Annotated in this window: 15 protein-coding genes; 2 read left to right on the forward strand and 13 right to left on the reverse strand. The window is 70.3% G+C overall.

The features are described from left to right. Window positions 1-67: 67 nt before the first annotated feature. Window positions 68-841, forward strand: a complete 774-nt coding sequence (locus tag ACWGKS_RS14110) for a bestrophin-like domain (protein WP_452522790.1) — start codon at window positions 68-70, stop codon at window positions 839-841. 5 nt (window positions 842-846) lie between these two features. Here ACWGKS_RS14110 and ACWGKS_RS14115 read toward each other — a convergent pair whose 3' ends face one another. The 13 genes from ACWGKS_RS14115 to ACWGKS_RS14175 form a co-directional block, all read right to left on the reverse strand. Beyond that, window positions 847-1,470 (reverse strand): hypothetical protein, encoded by a 624-nt coding sequence (locus tag ACWGKS_RS14115; protein ID WP_358506913.1) that lies wholly within the window; start codon window positions 1,468-1,470, stop codon window positions 847-849. A gap of 77 nt (window positions 1,471-1,547) precedes the next feature. Further along, complete coding sequence (locus ACWGKS_RS14120; RefSeq protein ID WP_452522792.1) at window positions 1,548-3,203, reverse strand: sodium/solute symporter; 1,656 nt, start codon at window positions 3,201-3,203, stop codon at window positions 1,548-1,550. Next, window positions 3,200-3,625, reverse strand: a complete 426-nt coding sequence (locus ACWGKS_RS14125) for a hypothetical protein (RefSeq protein WP_358506916.1) — start codon at window positions 3,623-3,625, stop codon at window positions 3,200-3,202. The genes ACWGKS_RS14120 and ACWGKS_RS14125 overlap by 4 nt, the downstream gene beginning before the upstream one ends. Beyond that, the gene (locus ACWGKS_RS14130; protein ID WP_358506918.1) at window positions 3,626-4,414 is read right to left on the reverse strand and encodes a LytR/AlgR family response regulator transcription factor; all 789 of its coding nucleotides are present in this window, start codon (window positions 4,412-4,414) and stop codon (window positions 3,626-3,628) included. Continuing rightward, window positions 4,411-5,427 (reverse strand): sensor histidine kinase, encoded by a 1,017-nt coding sequence (locus tag ACWGKS_RS14135; RefSeq protein WP_358506919.1) that lies wholly within the window; start codon window positions 5,425-5,427, stop codon window positions 4,411-4,413. The genes ACWGKS_RS14130 and ACWGKS_RS14135 overlap by 4 nt, the downstream gene beginning before the upstream one ends. 270 nt (window positions 5,428-5,697) lie before the next feature. Next, complete coding sequence (locus tag ACWGKS_RS14140) at window positions 5,698-7,395, reverse strand: solute symporter family protein (protein ID WP_452522795.1); 1,698 nt, start codon at window positions 7,393-7,395, stop codon at window positions 5,698-5,700. Further along, window positions 7,392-7,799, reverse strand: a complete 408-nt coding sequence (locus ACWGKS_RS14145) for a DUF485 domain-containing protein (RefSeq protein WP_358506923.1) — start codon at window positions 7,797-7,799, stop codon at window positions 7,392-7,394. Before ACWGKS_RS14145 ends, ACWGKS_RS14140 begins: the two co-directional genes overlap by 4 nt. A gap of 355 nt (window positions 7,800-8,154) precedes the next feature. Next, on the reverse strand, window positions 8,155-8,961 hold the full coding sequence (locus ACWGKS_RS14150; protein ID WP_358506925.1) for an HAD family hydrolase: 807 nt from the start codon (window positions 8,959-8,961) through the stop codon (window positions 8,155-8,157). Between the two features lie 67 nt (window positions 8,962-9,028). Further along, window positions 9,029-9,922 (reverse strand): STM4011 family radical SAM protein, encoded by an 894-nt coding sequence (locus ACWGKS_RS14155; RefSeq protein WP_358507058.1) that lies wholly within the window; start codon window positions 9,920-9,922, stop codon window positions 9,029-9,031. A gap of 44 nt (window positions 9,923-9,966) precedes the next feature. Further along, a complete protein-coding gene (locus ACWGKS_RS14160) occupies window positions 9,967-11,301 on the reverse strand; it encodes an STM4012 family radical SAM protein (RefSeq protein ID WP_358507060.1) in 1,335 nt (444 codons plus the stop codon). 11 nt (window positions 11,302-11,312) lie between these two features. Continuing rightward, window positions 11,313-12,161, reverse strand: coding sequence for an STM4013/SEN3800 family hydrolase (locus tag ACWGKS_RS14165; RefSeq protein WP_358507062.1), 849 nt, complete (start codon window positions 12,159-12,161; stop codon window positions 11,313-11,315). A gap of 44 nt (window positions 12,162-12,205) precedes the next feature. Beyond that, window positions 12,206-13,369: an STM4014 family protein gene (locus ACWGKS_RS14170; protein ID WP_358506927.1), complete on the reverse strand. Its 1,164-nt coding sequence runs from the start codon at window positions 13,367-13,369 to the stop codon at window positions 12,206-12,208. Then, window positions 13,366-14,436 carry an STM4015 family protein gene (locus tag ACWGKS_RS14175; RefSeq protein WP_452522798.1) on the reverse strand — a complete coding sequence of 357 codons (1,071 nt, stop codon included), beginning with the start codon at window positions 14,434-14,436 and terminating at the stop codon, window positions 13,366-13,368. Before ACWGKS_RS14175 ends, ACWGKS_RS14170 begins: the two co-directional genes overlap by 4 nt. A 177-nt stretch (window positions 14,437-14,613) precedes the next feature. On the opposite strand from ACWGKS_RS14175, the gene ACWGKS_RS14180 reads away from it, so the two are divergent. Then, a complete protein-coding gene (locus tag ACWGKS_RS14180) occupies window positions 14,614-15,405 on the forward strand; it encodes a class I SAM-dependent methyltransferase (RefSeq protein ID WP_452522800.1) in 792 nt (263 codons plus the stop codon). Window positions 15,406-15,447 lie beyond the last annotated feature (42 nt).

The following is a 15,447-nucleotide window of genomic DNA, read 5'->3' on the forward strand; positions in this document are numbered from 1 at the left end:
GGCGGGGCCGGTCGGGGCGTGTTAACGATGACCAGTCGATACCCGTTTCTCCTGCTGGGAGCCCCGATTGTCCACCCTGCTGCTGCTTGCCGCCCTCTTGATCGTCATGGTCGCCGGCGCCGTACTGATCTCCCGACGCCTCCAGGTCGACGATGAGTTCTCCGGCGGTGCCCTGGGCGCCACCATCGCTCCCTGCGTGCTCGCCCTCTACCTCGTGGCCGCCGCCATGGGCGCGGTGATCGCCTGGGAGAACTTCACCACCGCGGAGGACGGGATCGTCGCCGAGGCCGGCGCGGCGCAATCCTTGTACTGGAGCACCACCGCCCTGCCCGAGGACGAGGCCGCCGTGGTTCGCGAGAACCTTCGCGCCTACCTGACGACCGTGGTCGAGGACGATTGGCCGCGCATGGTGGCCGAGGGGGAACTCAGCACCGAGGGGGACGAGGCGATGGCCGAACTGACCACGTCGGTGCGCACGCTCTCGGCGTCCGACTCCGGTGACGGTCTCGACCGATTGACCGCGCGCCAGGAACTCGGCAACCTCAGCGACGCGCGCGTGGCCAGGTCCGACACCGCCGGGGACGACATTCCGACGCTGTTGCTGGTGCTGACCGCCGCGTCCGGCGCGGTGGTCGCGGTGATGCCGTTCGCGATGATCAAGCGCGGTGCCCGGGTGGCCTACCTGTGGGCCGCCGTCAACCTGCTGTTCGTGTTCGCCACCATCGCGCTGCTCTTCTACATCGGTGATCCCTACGCGTCGGCGTTGAAGGCCGACGCCGAGGGGTTGACGGCGGTGCTGGCCACCTTCGAACGCGTCGACTCGACGATCGTCACGCCCTGACCTCCTTACCTTTGCCGGGTGGCGCCGGCGCGGCCGGCACCGGCGGCGGCGACGGCGCCCACCACGGCGATGAGGACCATGGTGCGCATCGGTGTGAAGACCCCGGACGCGGCGTCGGCGGTGGTTCGGTCGGCGGCGACGAGGGGTTCCTGATGGGCGGTCTCGACCACTCGGGCCGCCTCCGCCGGTGTGCGGGGCTCCGCGGGTTCGGCGGGTTCGGGCGCCGGTGGTGTCTCGGGGGCGGGACTCTCGGGCTCGGGCGATCGCGGTGCGGCCGGTTCCGCGGTGGCCGGCGTCGGTGTCGGCGCGGTCGTGGTTTCGGGGACGGGAACCTCGGGGACGAGCCGGCCCGGTTCGGGCACGGGCTCGGGCAGGAAGGCCGGCGGTGACAGCGGGCAGTCGCCCGGACCGATCACGACCGTCACCTCACCCGCGCACACGATCACCCGGTCCGGGCCGGACTCCACATAGGTGTCGGGGGTGTCCACACGGACGTCCTGGGGCCCGGCCGTGACACTCGTGTCGGGGGGCGGGGCGTACCCGGACTCGTCGGCCTGGGCCGCCGCGCAGGAGCACAGCACGACTCCGGCGGCGAACAGGAAGGGAAACGCACGCGGCGGGCGAGGCACGCTACTCCTCGTTGCTGATTATGGACACGGGGTAATCGTACTCCGCCGGGTCCCCTCCCGTCCCGCGAACGGGGTGGTCAGGGCGAGTGCAGGCGCAGGACCGCGTGCTCGGCCCATTCCGGGGGCCGGGTGAAACGTGAGACGACCATCATCGTCAGGAACGCCAAGGGGATGGTCCAAGCCGCCGGTTGGGCCAACAACACGGTCCCCCACCCCGGGAGCGTGGGCAGCAGGATCGACCACCCCACCGCCCCGGTGGCGGTGGCCCCACCCACGATCAGTCCGGCGGCGGCGCCCGGCAGGGTCAGCCGGCGCCACCAGATCCCCAACACCAGCAGGGGACAGAAGGTGGACGCGGCGACGGTGAACGCCCACACCACCAGCGCGTTGATGTCGATCATCTGCGCGGGCAGCGCCAACAGGACGGACACGCAGGCACCGACCACCACGGCCAGCCGCAGGCGGGGCACGCTGCCGTGGAAGAGGTCGTGTGACAGTCCGCCGGCCAGGGCCAGCAACAACCCGGAGGAAGTGGACAGGAAGGCGCCGAAGGCACCCGCGGCGACCATCGCCGTCAGGAGGGTCCCCACCGAACCCGGGACCGCCTGTGCCGGCAGCACCACCGTCACGGTGTCGGTGCCCTGCAACATCACCAACTGTGGGGTGAGCACGCGGCCCAACAGCCCGTACACGGTGGGGAACAGGTAGAACAGCCCCAGCAGCGCGATCACGCCCACGGCCACCCGGCGGGCGACCCGCGCGGTCGGACTGGTGTGGAAACGCATGATCACGTGCGGCAGACCCATACAACCCAGGGTGATGGCGAGCAGCGTCGACCAGGTCTCGAACAGCGGGTAGCCGCCCACGTCCAGCAGGGGCGTGCTCCACCGTTCACCGCCCAGCTCCGGCAGACCCTCGGGGTGCGGGATGGTGGCGCCCTCCGGGAACACGTACTCCGTGCCCTGCTCCACGGAGTGCCCTCCCGCGGCGAGCTCCAACTCCTCGCCGTCGGCGGTGACCACGGTGACCGGTTCGTCCAACGTGAACTCGGTACCGATGGTGAACTCCACCGGCGTGGCCTGTGGGAAGTGCGTACCCCATTCGGGGTGCAGCGCCTCGGAGCGGGTGTCGGCACCGGCGTGCACCACCAGGTAGATCGCCGGCACCGCCAGGAACGTCAACTTGATGATGTAGTGGAAGGCCTGCACGTAGGTGGCCGAACGCATGCCGCCCGCCGCGATGGAACCACTCACCACCAACCCGGCCAGCAGCACCCCGACCCAGTAGGGGGTTCCGCTGACCAGGCTCAACACCACCCCGGCCCCCTTGAACTGGGGGACCAGGTACAGCAGCATGATGATCAGCACCACGCAGCCGCACAGCTTCCGCAGACGGGGCGCGCCCAGCCGGTACTCGGCGAAGTCCGGCACGGTGAAGGCGCCCGAACGTCGCATCGGTCCGGCCACCAACGCGACCACGGCCACGTACCCGGCGGTGAACCCCGCCGCGTACCACATGGTGCCCAACCCGTTCTTGAGCAGCAGTCCGGCCAGGCCGAGCACGGAGGCGGCGGACAGGTACTCACCGGCGATCGCCAGGGCGTTCCAGTTCGGCGACACCCGCCGTGAGGCGACCAGGAAGTCGGAGGTGGACCGCGCGGCCCGCACCCCGTAGATCCCGATGACCAGGCTCGCGACGAGCACCAGGCCGATGGCCAGGACGGCGGAGGTCATGAGGTCCCGTCATCGAGAGGGGGCGGTTCGTCGTCACGGGGCGACCGGTCGACGGCCCCGTCCCGAGCGACGGCCTCGGCCCGGTCCTCCAGACGTTCGGCCGACCGCACGTGCCACAGCGCCAGGCCGAACAACGACGGGTAGATCGCCACGGTCAGCAGCAGCCAGGAGATCGGTACCTCCATCACCCGGAGGTCTCCGAGTGAGGGGAACAGGGAGAAGGCGCCGCTCAGCCCGAACAGCACCAGCCCCAGCAACGTCACGGTGCGCACGGCCTTGCGTCGCTGCGCGCGGAACAGCGCTCGGGCGGCCTCGGTGTCCACGGGTTCGGGTACCGGCTGCAGGTGCTGCACCGGCCGGTTGCCCCTGGCCAACGCGATCCTCGTCTGCGGGCTGGTGAGCTTCTCACGGCGTGGACTCAACTACTGCTCCTTGGCTGTCCCCGGGCGCCCGGTCGCCGAACGGCCGAGCTGGTCGCGCTTGGCCGCCTCCAAGAGTTGGGCGCGCAGATGGCGTCCGTGGCGGCGACTCACGGGCACGTCTCCGGCCGGGGTCCCGGCCACCAGACCGGAGGAGGAGGTCACCCGAAGGTCCCGGACCCAGGGGATGGCGATGAGGAAGCCCCGGTGCACCCGGACGAACCCGGCCGAGGCCCACACCTCCTCCAGGTACGACAGCGACAGCCGGATCAGGTGGGTGCCCTCGGCGGTGTGCAACCGCACGTAGTCACCTTGGGCCTCCACGAACTGCACGTCGTCGCGCTTGACGAACACGGTGCGCCGGCCGGTGTCGATCTGCACCACGTGCAGGTCCTCCGCCGGGGAGGAAGTGGCGTTGGAGTCGCGCAGTTGCGCGATCCGGCCCACGGCCTCGGCCAGGCGCTCGGGACGGATCGGTTTGAGCAGGTAGTCCACCGCGCCGATCCCGAACGCCTCCACGGCGTGCGCCTCCGACGCGGTCACGAACACGATCGACGGCGGCTCCGACATCACGCTCAGCACCCGGGCCACGTCCATACCGTCCAACCCGGGCATGAGGATGTCGAGGAAGGCGGCGTCGATGTTGGTCGTACCCAACAGCCGCACCGCCGAGGCCCCGTTCGAGGCCACCAGGACCTCCGACACCTCGGTCATGTCGCCCAGGAGAGAGGCCATCTCCTGGCGGGTGGACGCCTCGTCCTCCACCACCAGCACACGGAGTTCGGGGTTCATCGCACGACCACCCCGGGTGCGAACCTCGGTACGCGCACGGTCACCTTCGTTCCCTCCCCCAGTGCGGTTTCGATCATCAGACCGTACTCCGGTCCGTAGACCGCTCGCAGCCGCTGGTCCACGTTGGCCAGACCGACGCTACGGGCCTCGGGCCCGGTGCCCGCGAGGAGGGCGCGTGCCAGTTCCGGGTGCATGCCCACCCCGTCGTCCTCGATCTCGATGACGCAGAGCGGACCCTCACCGAAACCGGACACGCTGATGTGACCACGTCCCTCCTTGCGTTCCAGTCCGTGCCGGATCGCGTTCTCCACGATCGGTTGCACCACCAGGAACGGGATGGCGATCGGCAACACCTCGGGCGCCATCCGCACGGTGATGTCCAACCGGTCGTGGAAACGGGCGCGCTGTAGTTCGAGGTAGGTCTGCGTGGCCTCCAACTCGTCGGAGACCGTGGCGTAGTCGCCCTTGTCGGAGAACCCGTACCGCAGGTAGTCGGCGAAGTCCGACAGCAGTTGGCGGGACCGGTCGGGGTCGGTGCGTACCAACGCCGCGATCACGGCGAGGGAGTTGTGCATGAAGTGCGGGGAGATCTGGGCGCGCAGGGTACGCAGATCGGCGGCGGCGATCCGGGCCCGGGCCCGGCGCAGCGCCGCGTGGTCCAGGCTGTCCGAGACCAGCGCCGCGGCCGCCTCGACGTCCGACTCCACCGGTTCGCCGATGGCCACCAACGCGCCGGCGAGTTCGTCGGCCACGTGCAGCGGGACCGCGCAGACCGAGGTGCCGTCCGCCAGGCGGGTACGGGCACTGCCGCCGTACTCGAAGACCTGGGCCAGGACGGCCTCGATCTCCTCGGGCCCGGGACGGACCCCGCTCGCGGTGACCGGCCCGTCCAGGTCGGCCAGCAGGACACCCTCCACGGAGAGGATCCGACGCAGCCTTCTTGCGGCCGCGCCCACGCTGCGACCATGCAACCCGTCCTGGAGGTCGACTCCCAGGGCGTGGACCTGGCGCATCAACTCGACGCTCGCCCGACGATCCGAAGAGGAGGGGCGCCGGGAGGGGGAAAGCCACGACAGCCACCGATACGACACGCACCGATCTTATCCCCGCATAGTGTGTCAACGGTCACGTTGAAGGGGCGCCTTTCCGAATTCACGTGGAATGGCCCGCCACCCCCGGGAGGAGGGGTGACGGGCCGGAACGCACGGTACGCGGTCGGGAGATGGCCACGTTCCGTGCGTGGCCCCCGTAAGCGGCTGATCGGGGACCAGGGGAGAGGCCTACTAGTGGTCGACGGCCTTCTCGGAGCCCGCACCGGTGAGGGCACGAACCTGGAGCATCGCGAACTTGTCGAAGTCCTGCTCCTTGGACATGTACGTGCCGACCACGGCGCACAGGAGGCTGATCGGCACCGACACCAGGGCCGGGTTGGGCAGCGGGAACCAGGCGAAGTCCACGTTCGGCATGAGCGCGGTCTCCGAACCGGACACCACCGGGGAGAAGAACACCAGACCGACGGCGCTGATCAGACCACCGTAGATACCGGCCAGGGCGCCGGAGGTGTTGAAGCGCTTCCAGAACAGGCTCAGCAGCAGGGTCGGCAGGTTGGCCGAGGCCGCCATCGCGAACGCCAGCGAGACCAGGAAGGCCACGTTGAGGTTCTGCGCGAAGATCGCGAGGACGATCGCCACCACGCCGACGCCGATGGCGGCGAAGCGGGCGACCCTGACCTCTTCGGCGCCGGTGGCCTTGCCCTTGCGAAGGACCGAGTTGTAGAAGTCGTGCGCCAGCGAGGACGACGAGGCGATGACCAGACCCGCGACGGTCGACAGGATCGCCGCGAACGCGGCCGAAGCGATGAGCGCCAGCAGGATCGCACCGGCCATCTCGCCGCCGATGCGCTCACCCACCACCGAGGCCAGCTGCGGTGCGGCCGTGTTGCCGGCCGCGTCCTGGGCCGTGATGGCCTCGTGTCCGACCAGGGCGGCGGCGCCGAAGCCCAGCACCAGGGTCATCACGTAGAAGCTGCCGATGAGGCCGATGCCCCAGTTGACGGACTTGCGGGCGCTCTGCGAGTCGGGAACGGTGTAGAAGCGGATGAGGATGTGCGGCAGACCCGCGGTGCCCAGGACCAACGCCAGCCCGAGGCTGATCAGGTCCAGCTTGTTCCACAGGGTCTGGATCGGGTCGCCGGCGACCTCGACCCCGTAGCGCAGACCGGGCTCCAGGAACCCGGCCGCGTTACCGTCCGCCGCCGCCTGGCTGGCGTTGGCGGCGTCGGTCATCAGGGCGCCGAGGTTGAACCCGTACAGCGAGAGGGTCAAGAGCGTCAGCAGCGCGGCGCCGGCCATCAGGATGACGGCCTTGACGATCTGCACCCAGGTGGTGCCCTTCATACCGCCGAAGGCCACGTAGATGGTCATCAACAGGCCGATGACGACGATGCCGACGATCTTCGCGGTCGGCGCGTCCATGCCGAGGAAGGTCTGACCCTCCTGGATGCCCAGGAGCAGGGCGATCAGGGCGCCCGCGCCGACCATCTGCGCGAGAAGGTAGAAGATCGACACGACGACGGTCGAGATCGCGGCGGCCGTCCGCACGGGGCGCTGCTGCATGCGGTAGGAGAGAACGTCGCCCATGGTGTAACGGCCGGAGTTGCGCAGCAGCTCGGCGACCAGCAGCAGGGCCACCAACCAGGCGACGAGGAAACCGATGGAGTAGAGGAAACCGTCGTAGCCGAACAGGGCGATCATGCCGGCGATGCCCAGGAACGACGCGGCGGACATGTAGTCACTGCCGATCGCGAGGCCGTTCTGCAGCGGAGAGAAACCGCGACCGCCGGAGTGGAAGTCGGTGGCCGAACGGGTGTTGCGGCCGGCCCAGATCGTGATGCCGATCGTGGCCGCCACCATCAGGCCGAAGAGGACCAGGGTGACCAGACGGCTGCTGTCACTCATGGCCGCTTCCTGTGCGAGGATCATCGGCCCGCCTCCTGGTCGTTGCCGCCGTTGGCGCCGTTCTGAAGCTCGGTGCGCAGCTCGGTGGCGCGCGTGTCGAAGTTCCGGTTCGCGTACCTCGTGTAGAGGATCGCGATGCCGAAGGTCGAGACGAACTGGAGGATCCCGAAGACCAGTGCGACGTTGACGCCGCCGAACAGTTCGATGCCCATCACGCCGCGGCCGAAGGCGGACATCAGCACGTAGAGCAGGTACCAGGCCATGAAGGCGATACTCATCGGGAAGATGAAGCGGTACAGCCGGTGCTTCAGGTCGATGAACCGTGGATCCGCGTGCATGGTCACGTAGGCGGAATCCTTGATGGGCTCGTCTCCACCCCCGTTCTCGGGTGGGGGAGCCGGGTCCTGCGCGGGCCTGTCGGTTGCCATGGTGTCGGTACCTCCGGGGGGATGGGCGGGACGGTGACGCTGGTCAGGACACATCTCAAAGGTGTGACCTGCGTTACTCGGCACTGTAAGGAGCGACACCCCACATTGAGCAGGGGGCGCGCCCGGGCGCGCGCCGAACGCGGGTGCGAAGCGTCGAGCGGTCGCCCACCGTGCGGTGAACGGTCGCCATCCACGACGAACGGTCGCCGGGTGGTCGTGTCCAGGGTCGTTGGGACTCGTCTTCCGGGATGATCGGCCCCCTCACCCCGCAGGATCCCCGTGCGCACGGCCGTCGAACCGACGTGGCCCCGGCGGACGCTCCGCCGGGGCCACGGTCGTTTCGGCCGGTGGTTCCTCACTCTCGCAACAGTTGCTCCACCACACGTCCCACGCCGTCCTCGTGGCTGGGCGGGGCCACCAGCAGCCCCAGTTCCGGGTCGAGCAGTTCGGGGTGGCCGCTGCGCATCGCGTAGCCGGCGCCGGCCCAGGTGAGCGAGGACCGGTCGTTGGGCATGTCGCCGAAGGCCACGACCTCCTCGCGGGAGACCCCCCATTCCTCGCAGAGCAGTGCCAAAGTGCTGCCCTTGTTCACCCCGGTCGCGCTCACCTCGACCAACCCGGACGAACCGGAGTAGGTCACCTCCGCCAGGGGGCCGATGGACTCGGAGGCGGCGTCGAGCATCAGGTGCACGGGCATGGCGGTGGACCGGGCGAGGAGTTTGGTGACGGGGTTCGCGGCCGCCAGCAGGGCGTCGGTGTCCTCCAACACCTCGGTCACCCAGTCCCGGGGCATCCAGGACTCCAGCGTGTAGTCGGCGTCGTGGTAGAAGCCGACGCCGGTCTCCACCGCGAACCCGACCTCGGGCAGAGCGCCCCGGAGCTTGTCCACGAGGGTTCCGGAGGTGTCGCGGTCGATCGCCCTGACCAGTGGTTCGCGGCCGGGCACCTGGGCGTGGGCACCATTGCCGCAGACCACCGCGGCGCACTCGAACAGTTCGGCGATGGCGGCGGTGTCGCGGGGTGGTCGGGCGGTCACGATGACCACCCGGATTCCGGCGTCGACGGCGTCGTTCAGAGCCCTGAGGTTGCGTTCGGAGACCTCACCTGATCGGCCCAGGAGGGTGCCGTCGAGGTCGGTGGCGATGACACGGGGAAGGACCATGGGACGAATTATGGCCGTCCCCGGTGACGGTTTCGAAGGGGGCGTCGGTACTTCTCACGTGGATGTGTCAGGAGCCGCGGATCGCCGGGATCCGCTCGACCACCCCGCCCCGGAACACGTCGTACAGGTCCAGGGACTCCAGGTGGACGTAGCCGATGTGGCAGTCGCAGGTGGTCAGCGGGCAACCCGAGGGCCCGAGTCGTTCGCGGAAGGACCCGTCGTAGAGGTTGCCCAGGGGGAGGTCCACGAAGTGACAGCGCCGCACGTTTCCGTCCCCGTCAACGGACAGCACACTCTCACCGGTGCGACAGGGAAGGTCACGGCTGGGATGGGGCAGCCGACTGTAGTGGAAGTGCGGGTCGATCCGCTGCCAGGTCGCGGCTTCGGCGTCGGTGTAGGAACGTCCCTCGGCCGCGTTCACCCACAGGTACACCTCGTCGGGCAGGGCGGCGCGCATCCGAGTGGCCGCCTCCACGTGCTCGGGCAGCCCCACCACGCCGACGCTGAACCGCACCCCGAGGTCGATGAGCTCGCGAGCCTTGGCCAGGAACCGCTCGTGGGCGACCTCACCGGGGTGGTAGGTGGTCCACAGCGCCGCCGAGTCGAGGTCGCAGTCGGCGAGCCAGCCCAGGCGTCCGCCCAGGTTGGTCTGGATCGCGACCCGGTCCACGTGCGGCAGTCGGCTGAGCCGGACGATCGCCCGCCGGTACCAGGACCGGACCAGACCCTCGCCCCACGGGGTGAACAGCACCGAGATCCGGGTCCCGGGATCGTGCTCGGCGCGTTCGGCCACCCAGTCGGTGAAACGCTCCAGCGCCGCCCGGTCCACTCGCAGGGTGTCGGGGGAGTCCCGACGCTTGGCGAACGGGCAGTACGGGCAGTCGTAGTCGCAGCTGGCCAGCGGGCCCCGGTAGAGCAGGGTCAGGTGAGCGGGCAGGGCGGCGCGCGCGGGGGGACCCATGGTCGGGTCCGGGAGCGGCACGGCGGAGTCGGACGGCACCGGCCTCACCCCGCCTCGTACTCGGCCATGAGCCGGTTCACCCGTGCCGAGAACAGGTCCGGTCCGATCGAGTCGGAGTGGGCCAGCCCCTCCTCGGTGAGCCGGATCGTCGCGGCGTCGACGGAGTCCTCCCCGGCGACCAGCCACCCGCGCGCGGCCAGCGCGCCGAATTCCTCGGCGAGATCCGCCACCGGGTGGCCGCCGAACCGTTCGGCGTAGGCCCGCGCGTCCAGGCCCTCCACCCGCAACAGCGACTGCAGGACGTGGCGGCGCCGACGTTCCTCCTCGTCCAGGTGGAATCCCACCTCGGCACGGGCGAAGTCCCCGGCGTCGCGCCCCACGTAGTCCTCGATGATCGACCGCACCTTGCCCACGCCCACCGCGTAGTCGAACGAGTAATGGGTGCCCGAGGTGTAGGAGCGCGCCCCGCAGCCCAGCCCCACCATGCCGTCGGTCTGGCAGCAGTGGTCGGGGGCGGTCGTCTCGGCGGCGTCGGCCCGTCGGAACATGCGCATAGACACCTGCTCGTAGCCGTGCTCGCGCAGGTGGTCGCGGCCCCGCCGATACAGGGACAGCCGGTGGTCGTCCCACTCTCGGGCACGACGGCCCAACCCGGTCAGCGGCCGCACGTACAGCGGGTACAGGTAGACCTCCTCCGGCGACCAGGACAGCGCCGTGTCCAACGAGTACCGCCAGGTGTCCGGGGTCTGCCGCTCGATGCCGTAGATAAGGTCGACGTTGAGGTCGGCGTCGGTGCACGCCCGGATGTCGGCCAGGGCGCGGTCCACCTCCGCGCGTTTTTGCGGCCGTCCGGCGGCGTGCGCCTCACTGTCGATGAAGCTCTGCACCCCCATGCTGATCCGGGTGGCGCCGCGCTCGGCCAACACCGCCAGCCGATCCGGGGTCGCGGTGGCGGGCGAGGTCTCCACCGAGGTGGGGATCGCGGTCAGATCCACGCCCAGGGTGCGTTCGAGCAGGTCGTAGACGCGGACCAGTTCCGTGGCGGTCAGGTAGGTGGGGGTGCCTCCGCCCAGGGCCGCGCGGGCGAACGACGCGTCCTCGGGCAGACAGGAGGCGACCACGTCGGCCTGCCGCTCAAGGGCGTCGAGGAAGGCGGTCACCTGCTCGGCCGGGGGAGTGGAGCGGGTGAACAGGTTGCAGAACCCGCACCGCATCTCGCAGAACGGGATGTGCGCGTACAGCGACAGCGCGCTCACGTCCTCGCCCCGCCACAGGTCGGCCAGGTGGGGCCGGTCGTCGAAGGGGCGGTAGGCGGTCTTGTGCGGGTAGGCGTACACGTACGAGCGGTACGGGGAGTCCGCGCGCACGGGTTCGGTCATGGGGACGAGGCTCACGCCTTCTCCTTCTTCTCGTCGGGTGCCGGGGCCTCGGAACGGTAGCCGTGCGGCAGGACCGCGTGGGTGTAGGGAACGGTCCACACGACCTCGTGACCGATCCGGTGCCCGTTATGGCCGTCCTCGCCGTAGGCGGTGCCGTGGTCGGAGCACACGATCGCGAAGCAGGGGCGCCGGGCACTCATGGCCGCCAACAACGGTGGCAGGTGCCGGTCCACGTACTCCAGCGCGGCCGCGTGGCTGGCGCGGGTGTCCCCGGCCTCCCGGGTCGCACCGGGCAGGTGGAACCAGTTGGGCTGGTGCAGGGCGGCCACGTTCAACAGCAGGAACAGGGGGCGGTCGGCGGGGACGTCCTCGCTGATCCGCACGGCGCGTTCGACCTGGTTCTCGAAGGAGTGGGGGTCGGCGACCCCGAACGACTCCTCCCAGTGGCTCTCGGCGAACAGGTCCGGCAGCACCGACCCCAGCGCCGACCGACGGTTGAAGAAGCCCGTGCCGCCCACGCAAGCGGTGTGATAGCCCTCGGCCGCCAGCCCGGAGGCCAGATCGGCGGTCTCGAACGTCCAGGTGCCGGGGGCGGTGGACACGCTGCCGGGGAACGACGCCGCGAACAGGCGCGGATGGGGCCCGGGCGAGGCGGGGGTGGGCAGGAACCCGGACAGCATCGCCAGGTGGGAGGCGTAGGTGAAGCTCCCCGGCGCGTGCCGCTCCTGCCAACCGCCCGCGGGCAGCAACCGGGCCAGGTGGGGCGTGCGCCCGGCTGCGGCGAGTTCGACCGCCACGTCGTATCGCAGCGTGTCCAGGGTGAGCAGCAGGAGGTCGTGCGTGCCCACCACGGTGTTCATGTCCGGGGTGGCTCCCGGCAGGGGCGGCCCGGGGGTACTGGTGTTCAACGGTGTTCCAAGGTGGGTGTCGAGGATGACGGGTCGGGGTGAAGGGGCGGCACCGGGAACCGGCCGGTCGTGAGCGCGTGCAACTGCTCGGCGTGGGTGCCGCGGCCCTCGTGCAGTACCCGCGGGAGCAGGTCGCCGAAGGCGTTCACCTCGCAGATCGTGAAACGGTGCCATCCCGGGGAGAGCATCAGGTCCACTCCCACGTGCAGAGTCGAATCGAACACCTCGGCGGCCGCCTCGGCGGTGGCCATGGCTTCCCGCCACGCGTGCGGTCCCATGGCCTCGCGGAGCGCGTCCACGTCACCACGAGCGTTGCCCAGGTGCAGGTTGGTCAACGGGGAGCGTGAGGAGCGCACCACGACGTGGGTGGCGCGTCCGGCGACCACCAGGACCCGCAGGTCCACCACACGGCCGTCGAAGCCGGCCTTGGGCAGCCAACGTTCCACGTGCAGGCCGTCCGGGGCCAGGGCGTCCACCACGGCCGCCACCTCCGCCTCGGTGGTGTAGGTGCGCAGTCGTAGCGAGTTGAACAGCGCCACCGATCCGTCCCGCGCCCGGGTGAGGTCGGCGGAGGTGACCGCCTTGACCCTGCCCGCCCCACCGGTGGCCAGCGCGATCACCCCGGAGGCCGAGGAACCGTGCGCGGGTTTGACGAACACCCGACGCGCGTGGTGCTCGTCCATGCGTTCGCGCAGGGCCGCGTAGTCGGTGATCGGTCCGGGCAGAGCGTCCGCCACCGCGACCCCGGCCGACGCCAGACGCGCGTGAGCGCGGCGTTTGTCGCACATGTCGACCAGGTCGGTGAGGTCCTGCACCAGGTGTGCGCCGGGGGTCGCGGCCACCAGGGCGGACAGGCGGTCCAACGCGCGGACGAACCCACGGTGCTGGTCGGCCGTGCCCTCGGCCCGGTACGGGTCGGGGTCCGCCGCCCATCCGCGAAGCAGACGGGCAGTGGTGACGTCCTCGCCGGGTGAGTCCACCCGTACCAACGCACCGGGAGGCAGCGACGGCGACCCGGTCGGGTCGGCCAGCTCGTGCCAGGGCAGCACCATCGGCTCGGGCCACCCCGCCTCCCGCGCGGCCGCCACGAACAGCGCGCGGCGCCGGTTTCCGGGCACGCACACCACGACCAGTGGCCGCCCGGCCAGGGGAGTGCTCACTCGGTGACGGAGGGGTAGTAGGCGTACTCGTCGTCGGGGTCGTCGCTGTCGGGAACCTCCCGCTCGGAGAGATCCACCTCCAGGCCCGCGGACGCGAAGGCGGCGCGCACCCGCTCCGTGTCCTCCTCCGACAGGTAGTGGTGACGCAGGTCCAGGCTCTCCAGGTGGGCCAGCGCCGGCACCGAGGCGAGCAGGTGGTCCACGTCCCGGCCGCGCAACGAACCCTCGGAGAGGTCCACGGAGGTCAGCCGGGCGAGCACGGGCGCCTCGACCAGGGCGCGCAGCCACAGGCCGGTGTCCTGGGCGTTGCGCAGGCCCAGGTGGCGCAGGTTCGGGAGGGCGTCGCCGGACAGGACCGGGGCCAGGTCCTCGGGGATGGCGTCACCCCCGTACTGGTCGACGCCCAGCCACAGCTCCAGGTGCTCCAGGTTCGGTAGTCCGGAGGAGAGGACCTGGCGTACGACGGGGCCGGGAAGACCACCGCTCTGCAGGGTCAGGGACCGCAGACCGGTGTGCTCGTCCACCCGCAGGGCCAGCGTGCTCGCGTCCGGGAAACCGCCGCCGTCGCCCGTGCCACGGACCGTCAGTTCCGCCAGGCGAGGGTAGGCGGCCAGGAGCGGCGCCAGATCGGACTGCTGGATCCAGGAGATCTCGGTCTCCTCGAACGTGATGTCACCGAAGAACAGCGAGCGCAAAGCCGGAAAGGCGGCGGCGTGTTCGACGAGCAGGTCCCGCACCCCGGCGGAGGAGACCTCGGGGTCGTCGTACAAGCCCCAGTCACCGATGACCAGTGCGACGACCCGGGTGGTGTCCACGTCGCGGACGAACCGGGTCAAGTAATCGGCGAGTTCCTCACCGTCCTCGGCGACCCGCAGTCGCCAGGCCACGTCGCCGGGGGCGGTCATGGCCTTGTCCATCCGCTCCCGTTGCGGAACGGACGTCGGCGCCTCCTCGTCGTTCCTGCGGGCCTGCCGGGCGGCTTGGCGTAGCAGCTGATCCTCGGCGCCCTCCGACAGGAAGTCCACCACGGGCAGTCCCGCGTACTCGGTGAGGTGTTCGCTGTTCATCGGTTCGCCTTCTTCTCAGGTCCGGAGCCGCTGTCAGGGGATGCGCTATTTCTAGCAGTGGCCGGAGACGATCGAGGCTGTGCCGTGGCCCGGTGATGGCGGCCGGGGCCGGTCGAACCGCCTCCGGGCGCGGCGCTGCGGCGGGACAACTCCACGGGCCGGTGTGAGAGTGGGGCAATGGCTACTCACAGTGAACTCCGGGACTTCTGGGAGCACCGCCTGGAAGAGGACTGGACCGAGAGCGGGGTGGGATACCGAGCGCTCGGGCGGCCCTTCAACAGGTGGATGTACCGGGTGCGGGAGGAGGTCTTCCTCCGTGAGGTGGGCCGACTGGAGCCGCGCGGGGCGCGCGTTCTCGACGCGGGCAGCGGAACCGGCTTCTACGTGGACCTATGGGATCGACTCGGGGCCGACGTGGTCACCGGTTGCGACATGGCCCACGCAGCGGTGGAACGTCTGCGCGGACGCTTCCCCCAACACCGTTTCGTCCGCCAGGACGTGTCCGCCCTGGACGCCTTCGAGGACGCGAGCTTCGACGCCGCCTCGTGCATGGACGTGCTCTTCCACATCACCGACGACGATCGCTACGCGGCGGCCCTGGAGGGCCTGGGCCGGGTGGTACGTCCCGGCGGAGCGCTCGTCATCTCCGAGAACTGCCTGCAACGGCCCGAACAACGTGGGGAACACCAGGTCGATCGCACCCTGGAGACCATCACCTCACTCGCCGACAAGGCCGGGTTCGACGTGGTCCGGCGGGTGCCCATGCTCGTGCTGATGAACGCCCAGGTCGACGCCGCACTGCCCTGGCGCAAGCTCTGGGGCGGGTTCCTGCGGGCGGTCACCGTCACCTCGTTCACCGGTCGGCTGGCCGGCGCCCTCCTCTACCGGGTGGACCGTCGGCTGGTCCGTGGCCGATGGGAAGGACCCACCACCGAACTGCTCGTGCTGCGCAGGCGCGAACGGGACTGACCCGGCCCGCGGCGAGGCGGTTCGTCCGAGGTCCACCGTGCA

The sequence above is a fragment of the Nocardiopsis sp. NPDC055879 genome (assembly GCF_053615935.1).